We start from the raw sequence: 20897 nt of genomic DNA, 5'->3' as shown, positions 1-20897 counted from the left end.
CGCGCTCACGCCTGCGGCAGCGACTCCCCCTGCACGGCCTGGATGTCCAGTTCGACCTTGAGCGTCGTGCCGATGGCGGCGATGCCCGCCTGGACGACCTGGTTGTAGGTGATGGCGAAGTCCTCGCGGTGCAGGTCGGCCGTCGCGCGGAAGGCCGCCCGGGTGCCGCCCCAGGGGTCGGCGCCGGTGCCGAGGTAGGCGAGGTCCAGGTCGACGGGGCGGACGACGCCGCGCAGGGACAGGTCGCCGTGGACGGTCCAGCGGTCGGGGCCCGCGGCCGTCAGGCCGGTCGAGCGGTAGGTGATCTCCGGGTGGGCGTCGACGTCCAGGAAGTCGGCCGAGCGCAGGTGGGTGTCGCGCATGGCGTTGCCGGTGTCGATGGAGGCGGCGCGGATCACCGCCGCCACCCGCGACGTGCCGACGTCGTCGGGGGCGATCTCGACGGACGCGGCGAAGTCGGTGAACCGGCCGCGCACGCTGGAGATGCCGAGGTGCTGGGCGACCGCGCCGACCGTGGAGTGCGCGGGGTCGACGGTCCACGGGCCGGGCGGCGGCAGTTCGGTGCCGCCCTGCCGGGCCAGCGTGACCGTGCCGATCTCGGCCCGGCCGCTCGCGGTGACCAGCGCGCTCGCGGCGGCCGGCGCGTATCCGACGGCGGTGACGATCACGGTGTACGCCCCCGGCGCCAGCGCGGTCGTGTCGCGTACGGCACCCTCCGCGTCGGCCTCGGCGCGCAGCACCTGCGTGCCCGTCGTGTCCGCCACCGTGACGACCGCGTGCGACACGGCCCATCCGTCCCGGGTGCGGATCCTCGCGGTCAGTCCCATCTCACGTAACTCCTCGAAGAGACCGGCCCGTGGCGGGGAGCTCCCCGCCACGGGCCGGTGCCGTGTCGTGACTACTCGCCGGGGTGGGCGAGTTCGATGTCGTGGCCGTCCACGCCGGTGCCGGCGACGGTCAGGGAGGTGGCCACCGGCGGGTAGCCGGTCGCGATGACCGTGTAGTCCCCGCCGTCCAGGTCGGTGAAGGCGTACGCCCCGTCCACGCCGGTGGTGGCGGTGCCGACCACGTTGCCCGCCGCGTCGACGAGCGTCACGCGCGCGTCGGCCAGCGGACCGTGCGGCGCCCGGACGACGCCCTGGACCTGCGCCCCCGCGTCGAGGACCAGCTCCACGCGGGTCACTCCGGTCGCGCCGACCTCGACGGGCAGGGCGCGCGGCCGGAACCCGGCGGCGTTGACCGCGACGGTCACGGCACCCGGCACCAGCTCGGCGAAGGAGAACTCGCCCTGCTCACCGGTGGTCCCGGTGGCCAGCAGATCACCCCGCACGTCGGTGACGACGACCATGGCGTGCCCGACGGGCTCGCCCGTCTCGGCGGCCCGCACGACACCGCCGAGCCCGCTGGTCCCGCTGAGCAGGATGTCGTACGCGACCGGCTCGCCGTTGACGACGATCGTGGACGCCTGCGGCTGGAACCCGTCGGCGGAGGCGATCAGGACGTACGAGCCCGCGCCCGGCGCGTCCAGCCCGTAGGAACCGTCGGCCTGCGCGACCGAACGGCCCAGCTGACGGCCCGCGAGGGAGATCAGCGTGACGGCGGCCTGCGGCACGGGCGCGCTCTCGGCACCGCGGACCAGACCGCGGACCGGGATGCCGCCGGAGGAGGCCGCGGGGGCCTCGGCGGTGGCGGTGGCGGCGAGCCGCCGGGTGTCCTCGGGACCGGCCTCGGCGGCGGCCTCGGCGAGGGCCTGCTCACCGGCGGCGGCCGGGGCCTCGACGGTGACCGGGGCCTGGGCGGGGGCGTCCGCGGAGTCCGTCTGCGCCGGCGCGCCCTTGGTCCGCAGCGGGACCTCCTTGATGAACAGGGTGATGAGGAAGGCCAGCAGGGCCATGACGGCAGCGATCAGGAAGACGTCCGCGATGCCGTGGCCGTACGCGCTCTCCATGACCGTGCGCAGCGGCAGCGGCAGCTTGTCCATGTCGGGGATGGCGCCCCCGGAGCCGGAAGCGGCGAGGGAGGCGTAGTCGGGGCCGAGGCCCGCGATGCCGTCCCGGGCATAGTCGCCGATGCGGTGGGCCATGACGGCGCCCAGCGCCGAGACGCCCATCGCACCGCCGAGGGAGCGGAAGAAGGTGACCGTGGAGCTGGCCGCGCCGAGGTCGCCCGGGGCGACCTGGTTCTGCGTGGACAGCACCAGGTTCTGCATCATCATGCCGACGCCGAGGCCGAGCAGGGCCATGAAGACGGCGGTCTTCCAGTACGGGGTGTCGTAGCGGATGGTGCCCAGCAGGCCGAGGCCCGCCGTGATGAGCACGCCGCCGCCGACCAGCCAGGCCTTCCACTTGCCGGTGCGGGTGATGAGCTGTCCCGACACGGTGGAGGAGACGAAGAGCCCGCCGATCATCGGGATCGTCAGGACACCGGACATGGTCGGCGACTCGTCGCGGGCCAGCTGGAAGTACTGGGCGAAGAAGACCGTGCCGGAGAACATCGCGACGCCGACGAACATCGAGGCGGCGGAGGACAGCGTGATGGTGCGGTTGCGGAAGAGGCGCAACGGGATGATCGGTTCGGCGGCCCGCGACTCGACGAGCACGAAGATCAGCCCGAGCGCGATCGAGCCCGCGACCATCGTGTACGTCTGCCAGGACAGCCAGTCGTACTTGTCACCGGCGAAGGTGACCCAGACCAGCAGCAGCGAGACCGCGGCCGAGATGAAGAACGCGCCGGCCCAGTCGACCTTGACGTCCCGCTTCACGACGGGCAGGTGCAGGGTCTTCTGCAGCACGATCAGCGCGATCACGGCGAAGGGCACGCCGACGTAGAAGCACCAGCGCCAGCCCAGCCAGCTCGTGTCGGTGATGACACCGCCGAGCAGCGGACCGCCGACGGTGGCGACGGCGAAGGTCGCGCCGAGGTAGCCGGAGTAACGTCCGCGCTCCCGCGGGGAGATCATCGCCGCCATGACGATCTGGGCGAGGGCGGAGAGGCCGCCCACGCCGACGCCCTGCACCACGCGGCAGGCGATCAGCATGCCGGGGTTCTGCGACAGACCGGCGGCGGCCGATCCGAGGACGTAGACGACGAGCGCTATCTGGACGAGCGTCTTCTTGTCGTACAGGTCGGCGAGCTTGCCCCACAGGGGGGTGGTCGCGGTCATCGACAGCAGGGTGGCGGTGACGACCCAGGTGTAGGCGGACTGGCCGCCGCCGAGGTCGCCGATGATCTCCGGGAGGGCGTTCGAGACGATCGTGGACGACAGGATCGCCACGAACATGCCGAGGAGCAGTCCGGAGAGGGCCTCCATGATCTGCCGGTGGGTCATCGGAGCGTCGCCGGCGGACCCTCCGCCGTGCTTCGCGTGAGCCCGCACACCGGCTGGTGTGGTCGTTGCCATGGGCTTCCTTCTCTTACGTCGCTTGTGCGGGTGTACGGGTGGTCCGGTCACGTGACGGTCCACGTGGGTGTTCGCTCTCGGGAACGGGAGGGGGCCGGTGGGGCCGGTGCGGGGTGGACCGGCAGTCGCCGAAGCTGGCGCGCAGCCGGGTCATCAGCCCGATGAGCTGACCGACCTCGTCGTCGGTCCAGTCGCTCAGCCGCTCCGCCAGCAGATCGGTGCTGCGGCGGGTCAGCTCGGCGAGCATCGCGTGGCCCTCGGGGGTGAGGCGCAGGATCCGCGAGCGCTTGTCCGTGGGGTCCGGGGACCGTTCGATCCATCCCCGTTCGGCGAGGTGCGCGGCGTGCCGGCTGGTCACCGACATGTCGACGGCGAGCAGCTCGGACAGGGCGCTCATGCGCAGGTCACCGTGACGGTCGAGCAGCGTCAGCACCCCTGCCGAGCCGGGCGAGCAGTCGGCCGGCAGGATCCGCCCGAGGTCTCGCTTCACGGCTCCGACGGCGCTGAGCTGACGCGCCAGCTCCTCGAACTGCGCCTGCCCTGCCATCACACCTCCCGCTTTTGTTGCTTAGGGCAACCATAGAAGCGCTTGGTTGCTGCAGGCAAACAAACGGGGGGCGGGCGTCGCAAAAAGTTGGCAAAGGCAAGTATTGCGGGAGTAAATGCCCAGGTGGGAGGGTCGGCCGAGCGGGCGGGGCGGGAGGGGCGGGCCGAATCGGCCGGGCCGGAGTACGCCCCCGCTTGGGCCACCCCGGCCGCTTTCGCTAGTGTCTCGGGGCATGGCTAACACGCAGGGCCCCCAGGGCAACCACGACCCCGCCGGCAGCACCCAGATGTTCCGGGCGTTCGTCGACGAGGGCACTCCCCAGGCATCCCGCCCGGCCCCGGCCCCGGCCGGCCCCCGCCTCGGCCTGATCCTGGGCGTCGTCGCGGCGGTGGCGATCGTGGCGGCCGTGGCCTGGCTGGCAATGAAGTAACGGACAGGACGGCGCGCCCCGGCGGTACGGCCCTCTCGGCGGCGCCCGCTCGGGGCAGCAGCCGTCCCGGCTTCATTCCCCGGCCGGCACCCGCACCCCCGGTCGGGCGGCGCAGTCGCCCCCCCCCGCACCGCACCGACACGTCCCGTGTCTCCGCACGCATGCCCAGGAGGCCCGCCAGGCGTCCACGCAGGCCGTCCAGGTGTCGCGCTCGCGGGCTTTCGGGGCGACCGACGCCGGGAGCTCCTCCGTCGGCTCGATCGTCGCCCAGAGGGCGCCCAGGGCGCCGACGAGGTGCACCCCCGGGGTGACCGAGCCCGAACAGGCCGGTGTGCCGACCGAGTTGTGGAAGTGCGAGCCGCCGGCTCGCACCCCCGGCGACCCGCGGCGGCGCGTTCCGGCTCGCCCACGGTCAGGACGGCCGGGCCTCCGTCCCCGTCCGCCGGCAGGACTCCCGCACCTACGACGACGGCCGCCGACGCGCCCGGTGAGGCGCCCCGGCGGCCCTGTGGCCACGTCGGCCGGCGCATCGCACCGGTGTCACTGGCGGTCGGTCGGAAGACAAGCCCGCGAACGGTGGTGCGGACCCGGCGACGGGCCCGCCCGCGGCTCAGTCGGAGATCAGGCCCTCACGGAGCTGGGACAGGGTGCGCGTGAGGAGACGCGAGACGTGCATCTGGGAGATGCCGACCTCCTCGCCGATCTGCGACTGCGTCATGTTGGCGAAGAAGCGCAGCATGATGATCTGCCGCTCACGCGGCGGCAGCTTGGCCAGCAGGGGCTTCAGCGACTCGCGGTACTCCACGCCCTCCAGCGCCGTGTCCTCGTAGCCGAGGCGGTCGGCGAGGGAGCCCTCGCCGCCGTCGTCCTCGGGGGCCGGCGAGTCGAGGGAGGAGGCGGTGTACGCGTTGCCGACGGCCAGCCCGTCGACCACGTCCTCCTCGGAGACGCCCAGGACCAGGGCCAGTTCGGCCACCGTCGGCGAGCGGTCCAGCTTCTGGGAGAGGTCGTCGCTGGCCTTGGTGAGGGCCAGCCGCAGCTCCTGGAGGCGGCGCGGGACGCGCACCGACCACGAGGTGTCGCGGAAGAAGCGCTTGATCTCGCCCACGACCGTCGGCATCGCGAAGGTCGGGAACTCGACGCCCCGTTCGCAGTCGAAGCGGTCGATCGCCTTGATCAGGCCGATGGTGCCGACCTGGACGATGTCCTCCATCGGCTCGTTGCGCGAGCGGAAGCGTGCCGCCGCGTACCGCACGAGCGGGAGGTTCAGCTCGATGAGCGTGTCCCGGACGTACGCGCGCTCGGGGCTCTCCTCGTCGAGCGCGGCCAGCCGCAGGAACAGGGAGCGGGACAGGGTGCGGGTGTCGATGGCTCCCGTGGCCGGGAGCGCCGGGACGGGAGCGGCCTCGAGGGCCGTGACGTCGTCGAGCACGTCGGGCTCGACGGGCGTGACGGGCTCGGTGGGCGCGGACTCGCTCTTCGTGAGCATGAGCACCTTCGAGCTGCCCTGGTCTGCGGACATGCCACCCCCTTTGGGTCGCGGGACGGTCGTGGCGAACGCTCCGGATCGAGGAACGCCAGCCTTCACCTGAATACCGGAGCCGAAGCCTCGGCAAACGCGCTTCCGGCAGAATGTCACATGTCGGCAACACGCTGTAGTGACATGTCGACATGTCAGTCACGAATAGGCCCTGGAAAGAAGGGGTGTGACGGCGTATCAGCACGGTTCGGCCGGGAAGTGCCCCGCTGGGTGATTCGCCCGCGCCGGTGAGGGATCGCTCCCGTGTTCGGTTGCGGATCTTCACCCTGAAGGACCACACGCCTCCGCCCGCCGGGGCGTCGCTGCCGCCCGTCGAAGGGCTGTCGCCGCCCGCGGAGGGGCTGGCGGGGGCCGTCAGGCGTCGATGCGGTTCGCCGAGCGCAACCGCTGGAAGCTGCGCGCCAGGAGGCGCGAGACGTGCATCTGGGAGACCCCGAGTTCCGCGCTGATCTGCGACTGGGTCAGATTGCTGTAGTAGCGCAGCAGCAGGATCCGCTGCTCGCGTTCGGGGAGCTGGACCAGGAGGTGACGGACCAGGTCGCGGTGCTCCACCCCGTCCAGCGCCGGGTCCTCGTAACCGAGCCGGTCCAGCAGGCCGGGCAGCCCGTCGCCCTCCTGTGCGGCCTCCAGGGAGGTCGCGTGGTACGAGCGGCCGGCCTCGATGCAGGACAGCACCTCGTGCTCGGCGATGCGCAGCCGCTCGGCGATCTCCGCGGTGGTCGGCGTCCGGCCGAAGGCGGTGGTCAGGTCCTCGGTGGCGCTGTTGACCTGAACCCACAACTCGTGGAGCCGGCGCGGGACATGGACGGTGCGCACGTTGTCGCGGAAGTACCGTTTGATCTCGCCCACGACGGTCGGCATCGCGAAGGTCGGGAACTGCACGCCCCGGTCGGGGTCGAAGCGGTCGATGGCGTTGATCAGGCCGATGGTGCCGACCTGGACGACGTCCTCCATGGGCTCGTTGCGGGAGCGGAAGCGGCCGGCGGCGTAGCGTACGAGCGGGAGGTTGGCCTCGATGAGCGCCCCGCGCACGCGGTCGTGCTCCGGGGTGCCCGGTCGCAGGTCCTTCAGCTGGGCGAAGAGCACCTGGGTCAGTGCCCGGGTGTCCGCGCCGCGGCGCCGTTCGGGCGTCGGGGCGGGTGCCTCCTCCTGAGGCGGCGCAGTACTGGCCGACACGGTCAACGCCACCTCTTCGTCAGATCAACTTCGGTCAACTCATCCATCAAAAGCGGTCATAGCATCACAAGACATGTGCAGTGTGTGCAAGTACCCCATAAGACCGTGTTGAGGGAGAAGTTGGGCGCAGGACGCGCGAAAGCCCCCCGCCGTTCCGGCGGAGGGCTCAGTGCGGCACGGTCCGGCCGCGGCGTCAGAACGCGTAGTCGGCGACCACCCAGGTGGCGAACTCGCGCCAGAGGGCCACGCCCGCCTGGTGCGCCGGGTGCTCGAGGTACCGCTTCAGGGCTTCCGCGTCCTCGACCGCCGAGTTGATCGCGAAGTCGTGGGCGATGGGCCGGTCGCTGATGTTCCAGCCCAGTTCCCAGAAGCGCAGCTCCTCGATCTGTCCGCCCAGGGCGCGGAAGGCCGCTTCGCCCTCCACCACCCGGGGGTCGTCGCGGGTGACGCCTTCGTTGAGCTTGAAGAGGACCAGATGGCGGATCAAGGACACTCCCGGTGAGTACGGCTGCCGGCTGCTACTTCGCTCCGTCGGCGAGCCAGGTGAAGAAGTCGCCGATGGCGCTGGCCGCGTCCGATATGCCCTCGAAGGCTATCTGGACATAGTCCGCCGCCTTCTCCGGGTCCGTGATGATCACGTAAAGCACGAAGACCACGATCACGTAGACGGCGATCTTCTTGGCGTTCACCGCCACCGCGGCCTCCCTCTGAATGCTGCCCCTGGGGCCCCCTGCTGCCGGCCGCGAGTGTAACCCTCACATCGTTTCTTCCGACCAACGCCACGACGGGCAGGGCGTTTCACGAGGTCGCCGTGCCCACCGCACAGCAGAACACCCCCTGATCCGTGTCGCCACGGTTCAGGGGGTGTCATCAGCGGTAGCGGAGGGATTTGAACCCTCGGTGACTTGCGCCACACTCGCTTTCGAGGCGAGCTCCTTCGGCCGCTCGGACACGCTACCGAGAGAGACCTTACAACAAGGTGAGCCCCGGTTTGAAATCGGATTCACCGGGAGCGGAAGAACTCGGTGAGCAACCGGGCGCAGTCCGCGGCGAGGACGCCCTCGACGACCTCGGGGCGGTGGTTGAGCCGACGGTCGCGGACGACGTCCCAGAGGGAGCCGGCCGCGCCCGCCTTGTCGTCACGGGCGCCGTAGACGACCCGGTCCACGCGGGACTGGACGAGGGCGCCCGCGCACATCGTGCACGGCTCCAGCGTGACGACGAGCGTGCAGCCCGTCAGCCGCCACTGGCCGGTCCGCGCGGCGGCCCGGCGCAGGGCCAGCACCTCCGCGTGGGCCGTGGGGTCGCCCCCCGCCTCGCGTTCGTTGTGGCCGGCCCCGAGGACGGTGGTGCCGTCGGCGGCCAGGACGACGGCACCGACGGGGACGTCGCCGCCGCGGGCGGCCAGCGCGGCCTCGTCCAGGGCGAGCCGCATCGCGGCCCGCCAGCGGTCACGTACGGGGTCGGCGGGCCGGCCCTCTTCGGTCGGTGCGGTCAGCGGACGGTCTCCAGGACCTCCGAGGCCCCGAGGGACTCGGCGATCTCGGTGAGCGCGTCCGAGGACAGCGACTTGAGTTCCTTCTCGCCGACGCCGAGGTCGTCGAGGATGCCGGCGTCGCCGACCGGGCCGTGCGGCACCGCCTCGGCCGAACCGGAGCTCCCCGCGCCGTCGGTGTCGTCCGTGTCGTCGTCCTCGGCGTCGCCGTCCTCGGTTCCGTCGAGGTCGAGGACGTCCAGGTCGTCGGCGTCACCCGGATCTCGGCCGAGCAGTTCGTCGGTGAGCAGGATCTCCCCGTACGAACTGCGGGCGGCGGCGCTTGCGTCGGAGACGAAGATGCGTGGGTCCTCCTCGCCGTCGATGCGGACGACCCCGAACCAGGAGTCCTCCTGCTCGATCAGCACGAGGACGGTGTCCTCGTCCGGAGAGGCTTCCCGGGCCAGGTCGGCGAGATCCGACAGGGTTTCCACATCGTCGAGCTCCGTGTCGCTCGCTTCCCACCCGTCTTCGGTGCGCGCGAGCAGTGCGGCGAAGTACACCGTGACTCTCCCACTGGTCTTAGGCGTGCCGGTTGGGGGTCCCCCCGGCCGGAGGTTACGGGCGGAGAGAGCTCAGGCTCCGAGCCCCACCCACCCGGAATCGTGGCAGAAACAAGGCGTCCAGGGGACGTCTTCGGCTCCCTGTGTCCGGACGTTTTGATCGCGGGTCCATGGGGACGCCCGCAAGCAACTCACCAGCGCACTCGTTGCCACCACCGCGGATCGTACGCGGCTTTGCCGTGCGGCCACGCACGCCCACCCCGTAACGCGCGTGACGCCGGCGGTCTTCCCCAGGGGCGCCGAGCGGACCGCTACCAGCGGAAGGTGCGCATGCGCATCGCGTGTCGGAGCCGGGCCGTCTTGGCGCGGCGCGGCTGGACGCGGTCGCGCAGCTCGCGGGCCTCGGCCAGCTCGCGCAGGAACTGCGCGCGTCGTCTGCGGCGCTGCGCTTCGGTCTCCGACGGCTCCTCCGACGGGTTCTCCGGCGGCTCCTCCGCTTGCGGCGCCGCACGCTCTGGCAGGTCAGGCATTGGTCCACCACCCTGGTCCGTTTCCACCACCTTCCCTCCGAAGGGCGGTTTGATGCCGACGAACGATTCGAGCGAGGGGGAGAGGCTCACTGTGTGTGGGGACGCCGGGCCGGTCGGGCCCGGTTACTGTTGTGGACATGCGTCTCCACGTCGTCGACCACCCCCTGGTCGCCCACAAGCTCACCACGCTGCGCGACCGCCGCACGGACTCCGCGACCTTCCGTCGCCTCGCCGACGAGCTGGTCACCCTGCTCGCCTACGAGGCCACCCGGGACGTGCGCACCGAGCAGGTCGACATCATGACGCCGGTCGCCGGCACCACCGGCGTCAAGCTCGCCCGCCCACGTCCGCTGGTGGTGCCGATCCTGCGGGCCGGCCTCGGCATGCTGGACGGCATGGTCCGGCTGCTGCCGACCGCCGAGGTGGGCTTCATGGGCATGATCCGCGACGAGCAGACCCTCCAGGCCTCCACGTACGCCACGCGCATGCCGGAGGATCTGTCCGGCCGTCAGGTGTACGTCCTGGACCCGATGCTGGCCACCGGCGGCACGCTGGTCGCCGCGATCCGCGAGCTGATCAGGCGGGGGGCCGACGACGTGACCGCGGTGGTGCTGCTGGCCGCGCCCGAGGGCGTGGAGATCGTGGAGCGCGACCTGGCGGGCACACCGGTCACCGTCGTCACGGCGGCCGTCGACGACCACCTCAACGAGCACGGCTACATCGTCCCGGGCCTGGGCGACGCGGGCGACCGCCTGTACGGCGCGGCCGAGTAACCCCCGCCGTACCGGTGGGGTACGGCGCTCAGCAGCCCTTCTTCGCGGTCGCCGTCGGCTTCGGTGCGGCCAGGGCCGTCAGTTCCCTGGTCGCTTCCGGTCGGCTGGTCAGCGCCTTGAAGCCGTTGCCGATGATCAGGTCGATCGCGGCGCCCTTGCGGGCGGCGTCGGTGCGGCGCTCGGCGGCGGTGAGCTGGGTGGCCAGCACCGGCAGCGAGGTGTTCAGCGAGGCCGCCGGGCCGAGCAGTACACCAATGCCGGTGACCTTCTTGTCGTACTGCGGGCCGGCGTTGCCCACCTCGCCGATCCGGAAGCCGCGCTTCTTGAGTTCGTCGGCGGTGGTCTTGGCCAGGCCGCTGCGCGTGGTGGCGTTGAGGACGTTCACGGTGATCTGCGCCGGCCTGGGCAGGGCGGCCGGGGACGCGGTGGCCGCGGGGCTCGCCTTGGTCGAGCAGCCGGCCTTCGCGGCGGCCGCCGAGGCGGTGCCCCCGCCGCCGGTGAAGACGTCGATCAGCTGGAGGGTGCCCCAGCCGGCCACGCCGAGCACGGCTCCGCAGGCGACGACGACGCCGACCAGCCTGCCGCGTCGCCGGGACGGGCGCATCCGGGGGTACTTGTCCCCCGTGATCCGGTATTGGCCGCCCATGCCGGGGGGAGTCAGCATGCTCATGAGCGCAGCGTAGTGCGCCGGGGCGGCCATGCCTACCAGATGATCATTTGATAGCGCGCAGAGCACCCGAAAGGTCCAATCGGCCCTGGGTGCGGACGCGACGGGTCGGGCTGCCCGGAGGGCGGCTCAGTCCAGTTCGAGCACGCGTGCGTGGAGCACCTGGCGCTGCTGGAGGGCGGCTCGGACCGCGCGGTGGAGTCCGTCCTCGAGATACAGGTCGCCCTGCCACTTCACGACATGCGCGAAGAGGTCGCCGTAGAACGTGGAGTCCTCGGCGAGCAGGGTTTCCAGGTCGAGCTGCTGCTTGGTGGTCACCAGCTGATCGAGGCGGACCGGGCGCGGCGCGACGTCCGCCCACTGCCGGGTGCTTTCCCGGCCGTGGTCGGGGTACGGCCGGCCGTTTCCGATGCGCTTGAAGATCACACGGAAAGCCTACCGGTCCTGACGTTCCGGGCGCAGCCATGGCGGCGGAGTGTGGGGCCGGAAAAGAGGTGGCGAACCGGGGCACAAGGGAAGGGGTGGCTGTCGGCGAGGCCGCCGGGACCGCCTCCGGACGCGCCTTCACCGCTCCCGTCCTCGGCACGGACGCCGGGGGCCGGCGTCGGTCCCCCGGCGCGATGGGCGGCGCGGTCGTCGGCACCCTCCGCGGGAACGGTGTCCCCGAGCCGGTCGCCGCGCCCCGTCCGTGCCCCACGACGGCTGTGCACAGGCTGTGGACGGCGCGTGCGAGCCTCGCGCCGAGGCTTCGGCCCGCACGAGGCACGGAGCCCCCCCCGAAACGCATGGCGCCGCGCGGCGGAGGCGGCGGCCCGCCTCCGCCCCGCGCGTCAGTGACCCCGGTCGTCCTCCGGGATCGGCCGCCCCTTCTGCCGGTCGGTGATCTTGGTCTGCGGTTTCGGCGTGCTGCGTGCGGCCTCCGCGCGCAGCAGGGCGCGCAGGACCGCGTACGGGTCTGTCGGCATGGTGAGAGTCCTGTGTTCCTCGAAGCGTCGAACTGACGGGTCCTCCTCGGGGCGGAGCGAGGGGTCAGCAGCGCAGGACCACCGTGCGCGGGGTGCCCGGGGCGGCCGGCGGGTACGGCGGCCGGGGCGGCGCGGGCGTGACACGGCCGCGGGGGACCGCGGGGGCGGGAGCCGGGCGGGGTGCCGCGGTACGGCGGGCGGCGGCCCCGATGGGACGCAGGGCGTCCAGGGCGTCGTACTCGACGATCTCCGCGGCGGCCACCGGTGCGGGCGCGCAGACCGCGGTGGGCGCGCCCGGTACCAGGACGGCGAGCAGCAGCACGAGGACCCGCAGCCAGGAACGGTGGTGCGGGAGGTTTCTCGCGGTGCTGCTCATGGCTGGTCATCTGCCCGCGACACGCCCGGCGTTCAGCACACCGGGCGGGAGAACCGCCCGTTCGGAGCAGAGCCCGTCACGGGCTCACACGGCGCGGGGGACCCGTTCGGCCCGGCCCCGGATGCGCAGTCCGGTGACGATCTCGACGACGCCGACCACCACCAGCCAGATGCCGCCCACGAGGGTGAGGACGGCGACCGACTCGAAGGGGGAGTCGATCAGGACGACACCGGCGACGAAGGTGACGATCCCGAGGAGGACCTGCCAGCCGCGCGCGGGCATGCTCCGGTCGGAGACGGCGGCCAGGGTCTGGGTGATCCCGCGGACCAGCCAGCCGATGCCGATCCACAGGGCCAGCAGCAGGATCGACTGCATCGGGCCGCGGAAGCAGAACAGGCCGAGCAGGACCGACAGGGCACCGCTGATGAACGCCAGCACGCGCAGCGAGGTCGCCCGGTGGGTGCCGAAGGCGGCGACGAGCTGGAGGACCCCGCTGACGACGAGGTAGACGCCGAAGAGGACGCCGGCCGCGAACAGGGAGGCGCCCGGCCAGACCAGGACCAGGATCCCGAGGACCAGCGACGCGACCCCGGTGAGCAGGACGACCTGCCAGGCGGCGCGGGACAGGGCGTGCAGCGGCCCCTCGAGCGGCGGTTCGGGCTCGTGCCGGTGCGGCGCGGCGGCGTGCTGGGCGTGGACTCTGCGGTCGTCGTACTCCGGACCCCAGGGGGCGCCGGTGGGCGGCTCGGTCATGTGCCCAGCTCAGACCCCGCGGAGGCGACCCGCCACCCGGGGCGGGCCACCCGGATCACCCCTTGGCGGCCGTCGCCGCCCCGGCCCGCCAGTCACCCGCCCCTCCGGCCGGCCCGCGCGTCACCCGGCGTGCCAGTACCCCAGTGCGTGCGTCCTTTCCTTCGGGACCGCCAGGTCCTTGCGGACGTACGCCGACAGGGTCCGGGTCGTCCGGGTGTCGCAGGCGATCCAGACGTACGGGTCCGGGGTGGCCGTCAGCAGGGCGGGCAGCTCGGTCCTCACGCGGTCCACCAGTTCCGTACGGGGGGTGCGGCGGAGGTCGTGCCGGGTCGGGTCGGTGCGGAAGGGGAGGCCGTCCCCGTCGCCCTCGAACCAGATCGTGGCCGGTGCCGGGCCGAGGGCGTCGAGGAGGGAGTTGATCGCGGGGAGGGAGGCCGGGTCGCCGATCGCGAGGACCCGGGAAGGGGCCGGGGCGGGCCGGGCGAAGCCCGTGCCCTGGACGGTGGCCTCGATGGTGTCGCCGGGCCCGGCGGTCCGCGCCCAGTCGCTGGCGGCGCCCTCGTGCAGGGCGAACTCCAGGGAGAAGGTGCCGGCCGCCGGGTCGGGGTCGACCAGGGTGTAGGCCCGCTGGTGCGGTCTGCCCGCGTCGGTGAACCACAGCCGTACCCACATCGTCGGGTGGACGCCGGTCGCGGCGAGCAGCCCGCCGTCGGTGAGGTGGAGCCTCCGGTAGTGCGGGGTGACGTCCTCGGCCCCCGTGACGGTGAGGGTGAAGTCCTTCGCCCGCATCAACTTCAGGACCGCGCCCTCCCAGCCCCTCCCCTGCGCCATGCCCCTTCACCTCTCGCGTACGATTCCTGCACCGATTGATTAGGTGAGCCTAACCTAAATGTCAGAAGGGTCCCAGGGTGACGAGCGAGACGGACGGAGCCGCCCGGCAGCCGGACGGGGAAACCGGGACCGGGCCCGATGCCGAGGTCGGAGCAGAGAGCGGAGCCGGGACCGAGCCCGGTACCGCGGCCGGTGGGATCCACCGGGACGCCTGGGGCGTTCCGCATCTGCGGGCCGGCAGCGCCCACGCCCTCGCCCGCCTCCAGGGCCGGGTCACCGCCCGCGACCGCGCCTGGCAACTGGAGGTCGAGCGGCACCGCGCGCGGGGCACCTCGGCGTCCTTCCTCGGCCCGGAGGCCCTCGCCTGGGACCGCTTCGTCCGCCGCGCCCGCCTCGACGACACCGCCCGCCGCTGCTTCACGACCCTTCAGGCGGGCGACCCGGAGACCGCCACCTGGGTACGGGCGTACGTCGACGGGGTCAACGAAGGGCTGCGCCCGACCCCCGAGTTCACCCGCGTCGGCCTCACCCCCGGCCGCTGGGAGCCCTGGACGCCCCTGGCCGTCTGGCTCTCCACCCACATCCTCTTCGCCGGCTTCCCCGCCAAACTGTGGCGCGAGGAGGCCGTCCGCCACCTCGGCGAGGACGCCGTCGGCCTGTTCGCCACCGACGGGCCCGGCACCTCCGGCAGCAACGGCTGGCTGGTCAGCGGCGACCGCACGGTCACCGGGCAGGCCGTCATCGCCGGCGACCCGCACCGTTTCATCGAGGACCCCGGCGTCTACCAGCAGATCCGGCTGGCCTGTGACGAGTTCGACGTCGTCGGACTCGCCGTCCCCGGCGTCCCCGGCATCGCCCACTTCGGACACGCCGGCACGGTCGCCTGGGCCATCACCAACGCCATGGCCGACTACCAGGACCTCTACCGCGAACGCCTGCGCCGCACCGGCGCCGGCGTGGAGGCCCTCGGCCCGGACGGCACCTGGCGGCGGGTCGACCGGCACACCGAACTCGTCCGGGTGGCGGGGGAGGAGACCGTCGAGGTCGAGGTGCTGGAGACCGAACGCGGTCCGGTGATCGCGGGCGGCCCCGAGGGACTCGACGACGGAAGCCCCGGCGGCACCGACGACGGCACCCCCCTCGCGCTCGCCCTGCGCCACCCGCCCCGCGTCACCGGCGACCTCGGCTTCTCCGCCCTGCTCCCCCTGCTGCGGGCCCGCCGGGTCGCCGACGTCGACCGCGCCCTCGACCTCTGGGCCGAGCCGGTCAACGTCGTCCAGGCCGCCGACACCGAGGGCGGCCTGCTGCACCGGGTCGCGGGCCGCGTGCCCGTGCGCGCGCGGGCCAACCGCACCCGGCTGGTGCCGGCCTGGGAGCCCGGCCACGAGTGGACCGGCTGGCACGAGATGCCCCGCGCCGGACTCACCGACGGCGTCGCCGTCATGGCCAACCAGCGCGGACCGGCCGCCGACCTGGGCGTCGAGTTCGCCCCGCCGCACCGCGCCGACCGCATCCACGCGCTGCTCGGCCGACGCCGTCGGTGGTCGTCGTCCGACATGGCGGCCATCCACACCGACACCCACCTCGCCTCCGCCGCACCCCTGCTGGACCACCTGGCCGCCCTCGACGGCCTGACCCCCGCGGCGGCCGACCTGCGGGCGCGGCTCCTGCGCTGGGACCGCCGGATGGACGCGGACAGCCGGGAAGCGGGGCGGTTCGCGGCCGTGCGCGGCGCGCTCGTGCGCCGCCTCGCCGCCGAGCCCGCCTTCGCCGCGCTCACCACCCCGCCCGCCTACCCCGAGGTCCTCCTGCCCTGGCTGGCCCTCGTCCCCCGCATCGGCTACGCCCTCGAACACCTCCTGTGCGCCGAGGAGCTGTACGGCATCGACCGGCCGAAGCTGGTGCGGGAAGCCCTCGAGGAGGTCGCCGGGCAGCCGGACGCGCGCTGGGGCGACACCCACCGCCTCGCCCCGTGGCGGGCCCTGCCCGACCCCTCCGGGGAAGCCCCCGCCCTCTCCGGCGACCACGACTGCGTGCTGTGCACCTCCGCCGTGCCCGGCTTGACCGACCTCGCCGCCCGCGGGCCGGCCGCCCGCTACGTCTGGGACCTGGCCCGCCGCGAGGACAGCCGCTGGATCGTGCCCCACGGCGCCTCCGGCCATCCCGACAGCCCTCACCACCACGATCAGCTCCCCCTCTGGCTCACGGGCGAGCTGGCCCCGGTCGTCACCGACTGGGCGCACCTGACGAAGGAGAACGATGACTGACGTGAACGTCCACCACGTCCACGTGGAGGAGACCGAGGGCTTCGGCACCGTCCGCATCCGGCCCCTCGACGCCGAGGCCGACGCGGCGGTCGTGCACGGCTGGGTCAGCGAGGAACGGGCCGTGTTCTGGGGCATGAACGGCCTGACGAAGGACCAGGTCGCGGACATATACGCCCACATGGCCGGCCTCGACACCCACCACGCCTTCCTCGCCGAGCTGGACGGCGAGCCCGTCGCCGTGCTCCAGACGTACGAGCCGTCGCAGGACCGGGTCGGCGAGTGCTACGAGGTCGAGCCCGGGGACATCGGCGTCCACGTGCTGCTCGCACCCGCCGGGGAGCGGGGCGCGCGGCCGGGCTGGTCGTCGGCGCTGATGGGCGTGTTCGCGTCGTACGTGCTGGTGGGGCTGGACCGGCGGCGGGTGGTGGCCGACCCGGACGTGCGCAACGAGAAGGCCCTCGCCCGCTTCCTCCGTCAGGGCTTCGAGGCCGGACCGGTCGTCACCCTCCCGGAGATCGACCTGCCGGACGTGTACCTGCCGGAGAAGACGGCGCAACTCGCTTTCCTCAGGCGGGAGGTAGCCTTCCCCGGGTGACCCCCGAGGACCTCGTCGCCCACTACGGTCTGGAGCCGATCCCCCGCGAGGGCGGCCTGTTCCGCCAGACCTGGGCCGGACCCGCGTTGCCGGACGGCACCCCCGCCGGAACCGCGATCGTCGCGCTGCTCACCGCGGACGACTTCTCCGCCCTGCACCGCCTCCCCGGCGACGAGATCTGGCACTTCTACCTCGGCGACCCGCTGGAACTGCTGCTGCTCGCCCCCGACGGCACCTCCCGCACGGCCGTGCTCGGCCCGGACGTCCTCGGCGGCCAGCACCCGCAGCTCACCGTCCCCGCGCGCACCTGGATGGGCGCGCGGGTGACGCCCGGCGGCGCCTGGGCCCTCTTCGGCTGCACCATGGCCCCCGGCTTCACCTACGCGGCCTACGAGCACGGGGACGCCGCCGCCCTGACGGCGCTCCACCCGGACCGGGCCGCCCACATCGCGCGGCTGTGCCGTCCGTGACCTCGCCGGCGGGCCGACCGGCCCGACCGGCCCGGTGGTGAACGGCGGGGTGCCGGCCCGCCCCACGCGGTGAGCGGGACAGCCCCACGGTCCGTACGTATCCCCGGGTACGGGAGTCCAGTCCGAAGTACGGAGCGGTGACGTGGTCGATGGGCGCGAACGCGTGGTTGCCGGCCCCGGTGGCGGGCGTCGGGACGGTGCGCGGAACGGTTGCGGTGGGGGGCGTCGGGACGGCCGCGGCGGGGGCGTGCGGCGGTGGCGGGGGCTGGTGCTGCTCGGCACCACCCTGGTCCTGCTCCTCCTCGGCAGCGCCGGCCAGGCGTCGGCCCATGCCGCCCTCCGCGACGCCGACCCCGCCGACGGCTCCGTCCTCACGACCGCTCCCCGCAGCATCACCCTGACCTTCACCGAGTCCGTCGGTCTGATCGACGACACCTTCCGTGTCTTCGACCCCCGCAACGGGCGCGTCGAGACGGGCGAGGCGCAACACGCCGACGGCCGGTCCGACACCGCCCGCGTCCCCCTCCCGGCCCGGCTCGGCACCGGCACCTTCACGGTGGCCTGGCGGGTCGTGTCGGCGGACAGCCACCCCATCGCCGGCGCCTTCACCTTCTCGATCGGTGCCCCCTCCCCGACCCCGGCCGCCGTCTCCAGCGGCCCCGTGGAGGACCCGGCCACCGCGGGCCTGCACAAACTCGGCCGCTGGCTGGCGTACGGCGCCGCCGCCCTGCTCATCGGGACGGCCGCCTTCGTCGCCCTGTGCCGTCCGCCGGACGTCCGGCCGCTGCGCGGGCTCCTCGTGGCCGGCTGGTGGACGTTCACCGCGTCGACGGTCCTGCTGCTCCTGCTGCGCGCCCCCTACGAGACCGGCGCCGGTCCCGCACAGGCCCTCGACCCCTCCGGCCTCACCCGGACCCTCTCCGGCCGGCCCGGCATCGCCCTGGCCGCCCGGCTGCTCCTGCTGGCCGGGGCCGCCGTCCTGCTGCTCCGCCGGCGCGGCCGCGAACGGCCCACCCGAGCGACCCTCGCCACCGGCCTGGTCCTGGCCGTGGGCCTCGGCCTGACCTGGGCCGCCGCCGAACACGCGTCGGCCGGCATCCAGGTCCCGGCCGCGATGACCTCCTCGGTGCTGCACCTGCTGGCCATGGCGGTGTGGCTCGGCGGCCTCACCGCCCTGCTCACCCTGCTCCGCCACGGCACCCTCCCGGCCGCCGTGGCCGTCCGCTTCTCCCGGCTCGCCGCCACCTCGGTCACCGTCCTCGTGGTGACCGGCGTCTACCAGGCCTGGCGCGGCCTCGGCACCCTCGACGCCCTGACGGACACGACGTACGGCCGGACCCTCCTGGCCAAGCTGGGGGCGGTGGGCCTGCTGCTCCTGGCGGGCGCCTGGTCGCGGCAGTGGACGGGACGGCTGGTGGGAACGGAGGCGGCACGCGCGCGTGCGGAGGAGGCGCAGACGCCGGATGTGGAGGGGAGCGGGACGCAGGGCGGGACGAAGGCGATGGCGAAGGTGAAGGTGAAGGTGAAGGAGACGGTGGCGGCGAAGACGGAGGCGAAGGTGGCGGCGGCGGTCGGCGCTCCGGCGGCGAAGGAGGGGGTGTCCGGGCGGACGCCCGCGCAGGCCTCCGTCCCACCGGACGGTCCTCCCTCCGGCGACGGCACCCCGCTCGCCCCGGCCCGCACCCCGGCCGAGGACGCGCACCGCCGCGCCCTGCGCCGGTCCGTCCTCGCGGAGGTCGCGGTCTCCGTCGTCGTCCTGGGCCTCACGACCGTGCTGACGGGCACCCTCCCGGGCCGGGCGGAGGCGGAGGCGGCGGCGTCCGAACAGTCGATCGGGCTGCCCGTCGCCTCCGTGACCACGGTCCCCTTCGACATGAGCGGTCCGGACGCCCCCGGCGCCCGCGGCAGCGTGCAGATCACCCTCGATCCGGGCCGGGTCGGCGAGAACTCGGTGCAGGCCGTCGTCTACGGCCCCGACGGCGGCTTCGCCACCGTCCCCGAACTCCGCATGTCCTTCAGCCTGCCCGGCCAGGACATCGGCCCGCTCGACGCGAAGCTCACCGACCGGGGCGGCTACTGGGCCGCCGACGCCGTCAACCTGCCCCTGCCCGGCACCTGGGAGATGAGCGTGACCGTACGCGCCTCGGAGATCGACCAGGTGACGGAGACGACGCCGGTGCGCATCACCGGCTGAGCGCGCCACCGGCGCGGGGCGGTGCCCCGGGCGGTGTGCCCCTCTCCGGGGGCTCCCGGAGACGAACTGAGACGGAAACCGCCACGGACAACGTCGAAGGCCCCGCTGCAAGCCGCGGGCCCTTCGACATCGTGCCCGGTGAGGCACTGGCGGAGGATACGAGATTCGAACTCGTGAGGGGTTGCCCCCAACACGCTTTCCAAATGTTCGTCCGGGGTTCGGCGAGCGCCGGGGACGTTCTGACCTGCGGTGCAGCGGTGACTGAGAAGCCTTCTGAACAGTGCTGTACGCGGGTGAACGCAACCAGAACCGCAACCAGAAGGCTTGCCATTTCCTCAGCCGGTGGCGTGGGTGATCGTTAGTGCTGTCGCTCCTTCGATCTTCAGGGAACTGGGCGCTCCGTCAATGGCCTGCCAGGGATAGGTGGATCGGCGGCCTCCTTCTGGGCAGATGGAGACGCTCTGTTCTAAGGTCATCGCATGAGTGATCGCATGAGTGATCGCATAGGGGGAGCACCGGATCCACCAGTACTGACGTTGCGTCGCCTCGTGGGTGACGCGCTCTGGACAGACATGCTGGAGCAGTCATTCGCGCGTCGGCACTCCGTCGGCGACACATTGCTGCGGCAGGGTGAGCCCGGCACCCATGTGCTCGCACTGCTCAGCGGGGTGGCCAAGGTGACCCGGCGAGAGCGAAGTGGAGATCTCACGCTACTGGCGTTTCGCGGTCCCGGCGAACTGCTGGGCGAGGTGGCGGTGTTGGACGACGCACTGCATTCGGCAAGCGTCGAGGCGATCTCGCACTGCTCAGTCGCCGTCCTGGGCAAAGCGGAATTCCTGCGGTTCGTCACAGACCGTGACCTGTTTCCCATGCTGGTGCGGTACGCCCTCGGCAGGCTGAGGGAGTCGGACCGCGCCCGCGGCGGCGGTGAAGTCGTCGCGCGCCTGGCGGCATCCCTGGTGAGTCTGGCCGATATCTCAGGGCATTCCGCGATCCCGCAGGGGCGGCATCTGGAGCTTTCCCTGACGCGGGACGAACTCGCGCAACACCTAGGGGTGTCACGTAACACGATCACCACAAGCCTTTCCGAACTTGAGCCTTTCCGCGTTCGTACCGGACGGAAGCGCATCTTCATCGACGACCTGCCCGCTCTGCGTCAAGCGACTGCGGAGCTCTACGACTGAGGCGCAGCGCCTGGTAGACGGAGATGACCGCGCTCTGTGATGCCCGTCACTACTCCTCCGCACTGAGTGAGCACACCGCGACATGTAACTCCGCGAAGCTCGGGTGAACAAAGCCCGTAGGGGAAGCCAAGGAGTCCTGATGTCGCATTTTCACCCGCCTCT

At 72.8% G+C, this 20897-nt stretch carries 23 protein-coding genes and 1 tRNA gene; 7 read left to right on the top strand and 17 right to left on the bottom strand.

All coding sequences use genetic code 11. The features are described 5' to 3' along the window. Positions 1-5: 5 nt before the first annotated feature. The 3 genes from AB0N31_RS22715 to AB0N31_RS22705 all read right to left on the bottom strand — a co-directional run bounded on the left by AB0N31_RS22715 (position 6) and on the right by AB0N31_RS22705 (position 3947). Complete coding sequence (locus tag AB0N31_RS22715; RefSeq protein ID WP_366060207.1) at positions 6-827, bottom strand: YceI family protein; 822 nt, start codon at positions 825-827, stop codon at positions 6-8. A gap of 71 nt (positions 828-898) precedes the next feature. Beyond that, positions 899-3400, bottom strand: a complete 2502-nt coding sequence (locus AB0N31_RS22710) for an MFS transporter (protein WP_366060206.1) — start codon at positions 3398-3400, stop codon at positions 899-901. 13 nt (positions 3401-3413) lie between these two features. Beyond that, entirely contained in the window at positions 3414-3947 is a 534-nt protein-coding gene (locus AB0N31_RS22705; protein ID WP_366060205.1) for a MarR family transcriptional regulator, read from the bottom strand. A gap of 232 nt (positions 3948-4179) precedes the next feature. Between AB0N31_RS22705 and AB0N31_RS22700 the strand changes: the two genes are divergently transcribed. Further along, positions 4180-4377, top strand: a complete 198-nt coding sequence (locus AB0N31_RS22700) for a hypothetical protein (RefSeq protein WP_366060204.1) — start codon at positions 4180-4182, stop codon at positions 4375-4377. A gap of 610 nt (positions 4378-4987) precedes the next feature. Here the strand turns inward: AB0N31_RS22700 and AB0N31_RS22695 are convergent. From AB0N31_RS22695 to AB0N31_RS22660, 8 genes are all read right to left on the bottom strand, one after another. Next, complete coding sequence (locus tag AB0N31_RS22695) at positions 4988-5899, bottom strand: RNA polymerase sigma factor SigF (protein ID WP_366060202.1); 912 nt, start codon at positions 5897-5899, stop codon at positions 4988-4990. Between the two features lie 372 nt (positions 5900-6271). After that, the gene (locus tag AB0N31_RS22690) at positions 6272-7099 is read right to left on the bottom strand and encodes an RNA polymerase sigma factor SigF (protein ID WP_366060234.1); all 828 of its coding nucleotides are present in this window, start codon (positions 7097-7099) and stop codon (positions 6272-6274) included. Positions 7100-7286: 187 nt separating this feature from the next. Then, positions 7287-7580, bottom strand: coding sequence for a Dabb family protein (locus tag AB0N31_RS22685; protein ID WP_366060200.1), 294 nt, complete (start codon positions 7578-7580; stop codon positions 7287-7289). A 31-nt stretch (positions 7581-7611) separates the two neighbouring features. After that, complete coding sequence (locus AB0N31_RS22680; protein ID WP_363090862.1) at positions 7612-7788, bottom strand: hypothetical protein; 177 nt, start codon at positions 7786-7788, stop codon at positions 7612-7614. A 179-nt stretch (positions 7789-7967) separates the two neighbouring features. Continuing rightward, positions 7968-8052: transfer RNA gene (locus tag AB0N31_RS22675), tRNA-Ser, on the bottom strand. Positions 8053-8096: 44 nt separating this feature from the next. Further along, the gene (gene tadA / locus AB0N31_RS22670; RefSeq protein WP_366060199.1) at positions 8097-8528 is read right to left on the bottom strand and encodes a tRNA adenosine(34) deaminase TadA; all 432 of its coding nucleotides are present in this window, start codon (positions 8526-8528) and stop codon (positions 8097-8099) included. Positions 8529-8587: 59 nt separating this feature from the next. Continuing rightward, on the bottom strand, positions 8588-9130 hold the full coding sequence (locus AB0N31_RS22665; protein ID WP_366060198.1) for a hypothetical protein: 543 nt from the start codon (positions 9128-9130) through the stop codon (positions 8588-8590). Positions 9131-9441: 311 nt separating this feature from the next. Then, positions 9442-9660 carry a hypothetical protein gene (locus AB0N31_RS22660; RefSeq protein ID WP_366060197.1) on the bottom strand — a complete coding sequence of 73 codons (219 nt, stop codon included), beginning with the start codon at positions 9658-9660 and terminating at the stop codon, positions 9442-9444. A 137-nt stretch (positions 9661-9797) separates the two neighbouring features. Here AB0N31_RS22660 and upp point away from each other — a divergent pair, with 137 nt between their 5' ends. Beyond that, entirely contained in the window at positions 9798-10433 is a 636-nt protein-coding gene (upp, locus tag AB0N31_RS22655; RefSeq protein WP_366060196.1) for a uracil phosphoribosyltransferase, read from the top strand. A gap of 28 nt (positions 10434-10461) precedes the next feature. Here upp and AB0N31_RS22650 read toward each other — a convergent pair whose 3' ends face one another. The 6 genes from AB0N31_RS22650 to AB0N31_RS22625 all read right to left on the bottom strand — a co-directional run bounded on the left by AB0N31_RS22650 (position 10462) and on the right by AB0N31_RS22625 (position 14025). Beyond that, positions 10462-11079 (bottom strand): LytR C-terminal domain-containing protein, encoded by a 618-nt coding sequence (locus AB0N31_RS22650; RefSeq protein WP_366060233.1) that lies wholly within the window; start codon positions 11077-11079, stop codon positions 10462-10464. A 150-nt stretch (positions 11080-11229) separates the two neighbouring features. Next, positions 11230-11526, bottom strand: a complete 297-nt coding sequence (locus AB0N31_RS22645) for a type II toxin-antitoxin system VapB family antitoxin (protein WP_004943146.1) — start codon at positions 11524-11526, stop codon at positions 11230-11232. A 404-nt stretch (positions 11527-11930) separates the two neighbouring features. Next, a complete protein-coding gene (locus AB0N31_RS22640) occupies positions 11931-12065 on the bottom strand; it encodes a hypothetical protein (protein ID WP_366060195.1) in 135 nt (44 codons plus the stop codon). Between the two features lie 64 nt (positions 12066-12129). After that, positions 12130-12441, bottom strand: coding sequence for a hypothetical protein (locus AB0N31_RS22635; protein WP_366060194.1), 312 nt, complete (start codon positions 12439-12441; stop codon positions 12130-12132). 84 nt (positions 12442-12525) lie between these two features. Beyond that, positions 12526-13194, bottom strand: coding sequence for an HdeD family acid-resistance protein (locus AB0N31_RS22630; RefSeq protein ID WP_366060193.1), 669 nt, complete (start codon positions 13192-13194; stop codon positions 12526-12528). 120 nt (positions 13195-13314) lie between these two features. Further along, positions 13315-14025, bottom strand: a complete 711-nt coding sequence (locus AB0N31_RS22625; protein ID WP_366060192.1) for a siderophore-interacting protein — start codon at positions 14023-14025, stop codon at positions 13315-13317. A gap of 197 nt (positions 14026-14222) precedes the next feature. On the opposite strand from AB0N31_RS22625, the gene AB0N31_RS22620 reads away from it, so the two are divergent. From AB0N31_RS22620 to AB0N31_RS22600, 5 genes are all read left to right on the top strand, one after another. Continuing rightward, positions 14223-16292, top strand: a complete 2070-nt coding sequence (locus tag AB0N31_RS22620; RefSeq protein WP_366060232.1) for a penicillin acylase family protein — start codon at positions 14223-14225, stop codon at positions 16290-16292. Beyond that, positions 16285-16887, top strand: a complete 603-nt coding sequence (locus tag AB0N31_RS22615) for a GNAT family N-acetyltransferase (protein WP_366060191.1) — start codon at positions 16285-16287, stop codon at positions 16885-16887. The genes AB0N31_RS22620 and AB0N31_RS22615 overlap by 8 nt, the downstream gene beginning before the upstream one ends. Then, positions 16884-17357: a cupin domain-containing protein gene (locus AB0N31_RS22610; protein ID WP_366060190.1), complete on the top strand. Its 474-nt coding sequence runs from the start codon at positions 16884-16886 to the stop codon at positions 17355-17357. The genes AB0N31_RS22615 and AB0N31_RS22610 overlap by 4 nt, the downstream gene beginning before the upstream one ends. A gap of 268 nt (positions 17358-17625) precedes the next feature. Then, the gene (locus AB0N31_RS22605) at positions 17626-19551 is read left to right on the top strand and encodes a copper resistance protein CopC (protein WP_366060231.1); all 1926 of its coding nucleotides are present in this window, start codon (positions 17626-17628) and stop codon (positions 19549-19551) included. 479 nt (positions 19552-20030) lie between these two features. Next, positions 20031-20735 carry a Crp/Fnr family transcriptional regulator gene (locus AB0N31_RS22600; RefSeq protein WP_366060189.1) on the top strand — a complete coding sequence of 235 codons (705 nt, stop codon included), beginning with the start codon at positions 20031-20033 and terminating at the stop codon, positions 20733-20735. Positions 20736-20897 lie beyond the last annotated feature (162 nt).

This window comes from Streptomyces sp. NPDC051051, from assembly GCF_040682975.1.
In the GTDB taxonomy this organism is placed as follows: Bacteria; Actinomycetota; Actinomycetes; order Streptomycetales; family Streptomycetaceae; genus Streptomyces.
Note: the sequence above shows the minus strand (reverse complement) of the source record. Positions and strands in the feature narration are given on the sequence as shown.

What these genes read in the sequence shown, in the direction of transcription:
- AB0N31_RS22715 (WP_366060207.1), bottom strand. Translation starts at nt 827, where the DNA reads ATGGGACTGACCGCGAGGATCCGCACCCGGGACGGATGGGCCGTGTCG.
- AB0N31_RS22710 (WP_366060206.1), bottom strand. Translation starts at nt 3,400, where the DNA reads ATGGCAACGACCACACCAGCCGGTGTGCGGGCTCACGCGAAGCACGGC.
- AB0N31_RS22705 (WP_366060205.1), bottom strand. Translation starts at nt 3,947, where the DNA reads ATGGCAGGGCAGGCGCAGTTCGAGGAGCTGGCGCGTCAGCTCAGCGCC.
- AB0N31_RS22700 (WP_366060204.1), top strand. Translation starts at nt 4,180, where the DNA reads ATGGCTAACACGCAGGGCCCCCAGGGCAACCACGACCCCGCCGGCAGC.
- AB0N31_RS22695 (WP_366060202.1), bottom strand. Translation starts at nt 5,899, where the DNA reads ATGTCCGCAGACCAGGGCAGCTCGAAGGTGCTCATGCTCACGAAGAGC.
- tadA (WP_366060199.1), bottom strand. Translation starts at nt 8,528, where the DNA reads ATGCGGCTCGCCCTGGACGAGGCCGCGCTGGCCGCCCGCGGCGGCGAC.
- AB0N31_RS22660 (WP_366060197.1), bottom strand. Translation starts at nt 9,660, where the DNA reads ATGCCTGACCTGCCAGAGCGTGCGGCGCCGCAAGCGGAGGAGCCGCCG.
- upp (WP_366060196.1), top strand. Translation starts at nt 9,798, where the DNA reads ATGCGTCTCCACGTCGTCGACCACCCCCTGGTCGCCCACAAGCTCACC.
- AB0N31_RS22650 (WP_366060233.1), bottom strand. Translation starts at nt 11,079, where the DNA reads ATGGGCGGCCAATACCGGATCACGGGGGACAAGTACCCCCGGATGCGC.
- AB0N31_RS22640 (WP_366060195.1), bottom strand. Translation starts at nt 12,065, where the DNA reads ATGCCGACAGACCCGTACGCGGTCCTGCGCGCCCTGCTGCGCGCGGAG.
- AB0N31_RS22635 (WP_366060194.1), bottom strand. Translation starts at nt 12,441, where the DNA reads ATGAGCAGCACCGCGAGAAACCTCCCGCACCACCGTTCCTGGCTGCGG.
- AB0N31_RS22630 (WP_366060193.1), bottom strand. Translation starts at nt 13,194, where the DNA reads ATGACCGAGCCGCCCACCGGCGCCCCCTGGGGTCCGGAGTACGACGAC.
- AB0N31_RS22625 (WP_366060192.1), bottom strand. Translation starts at nt 14,025, where the DNA reads ATGGCGCAGGGGAGGGGCTGGGAGGGCGCGGTCCTGAAGTTGATGCGG.
- AB0N31_RS22615 (WP_366060191.1), top strand. Translation starts at nt 16,285, where the DNA reads ATGACTGACGTGAACGTCCACCACGTCCACGTGGAGGAGACCGAGGGC.
- AB0N31_RS22600 (WP_366060189.1), top strand. Translation starts at nt 20,031, where the DNA reads ATGAGTGATCGCATGAGTGATCGCATAGGGGGAGCACCGGATCCACCA.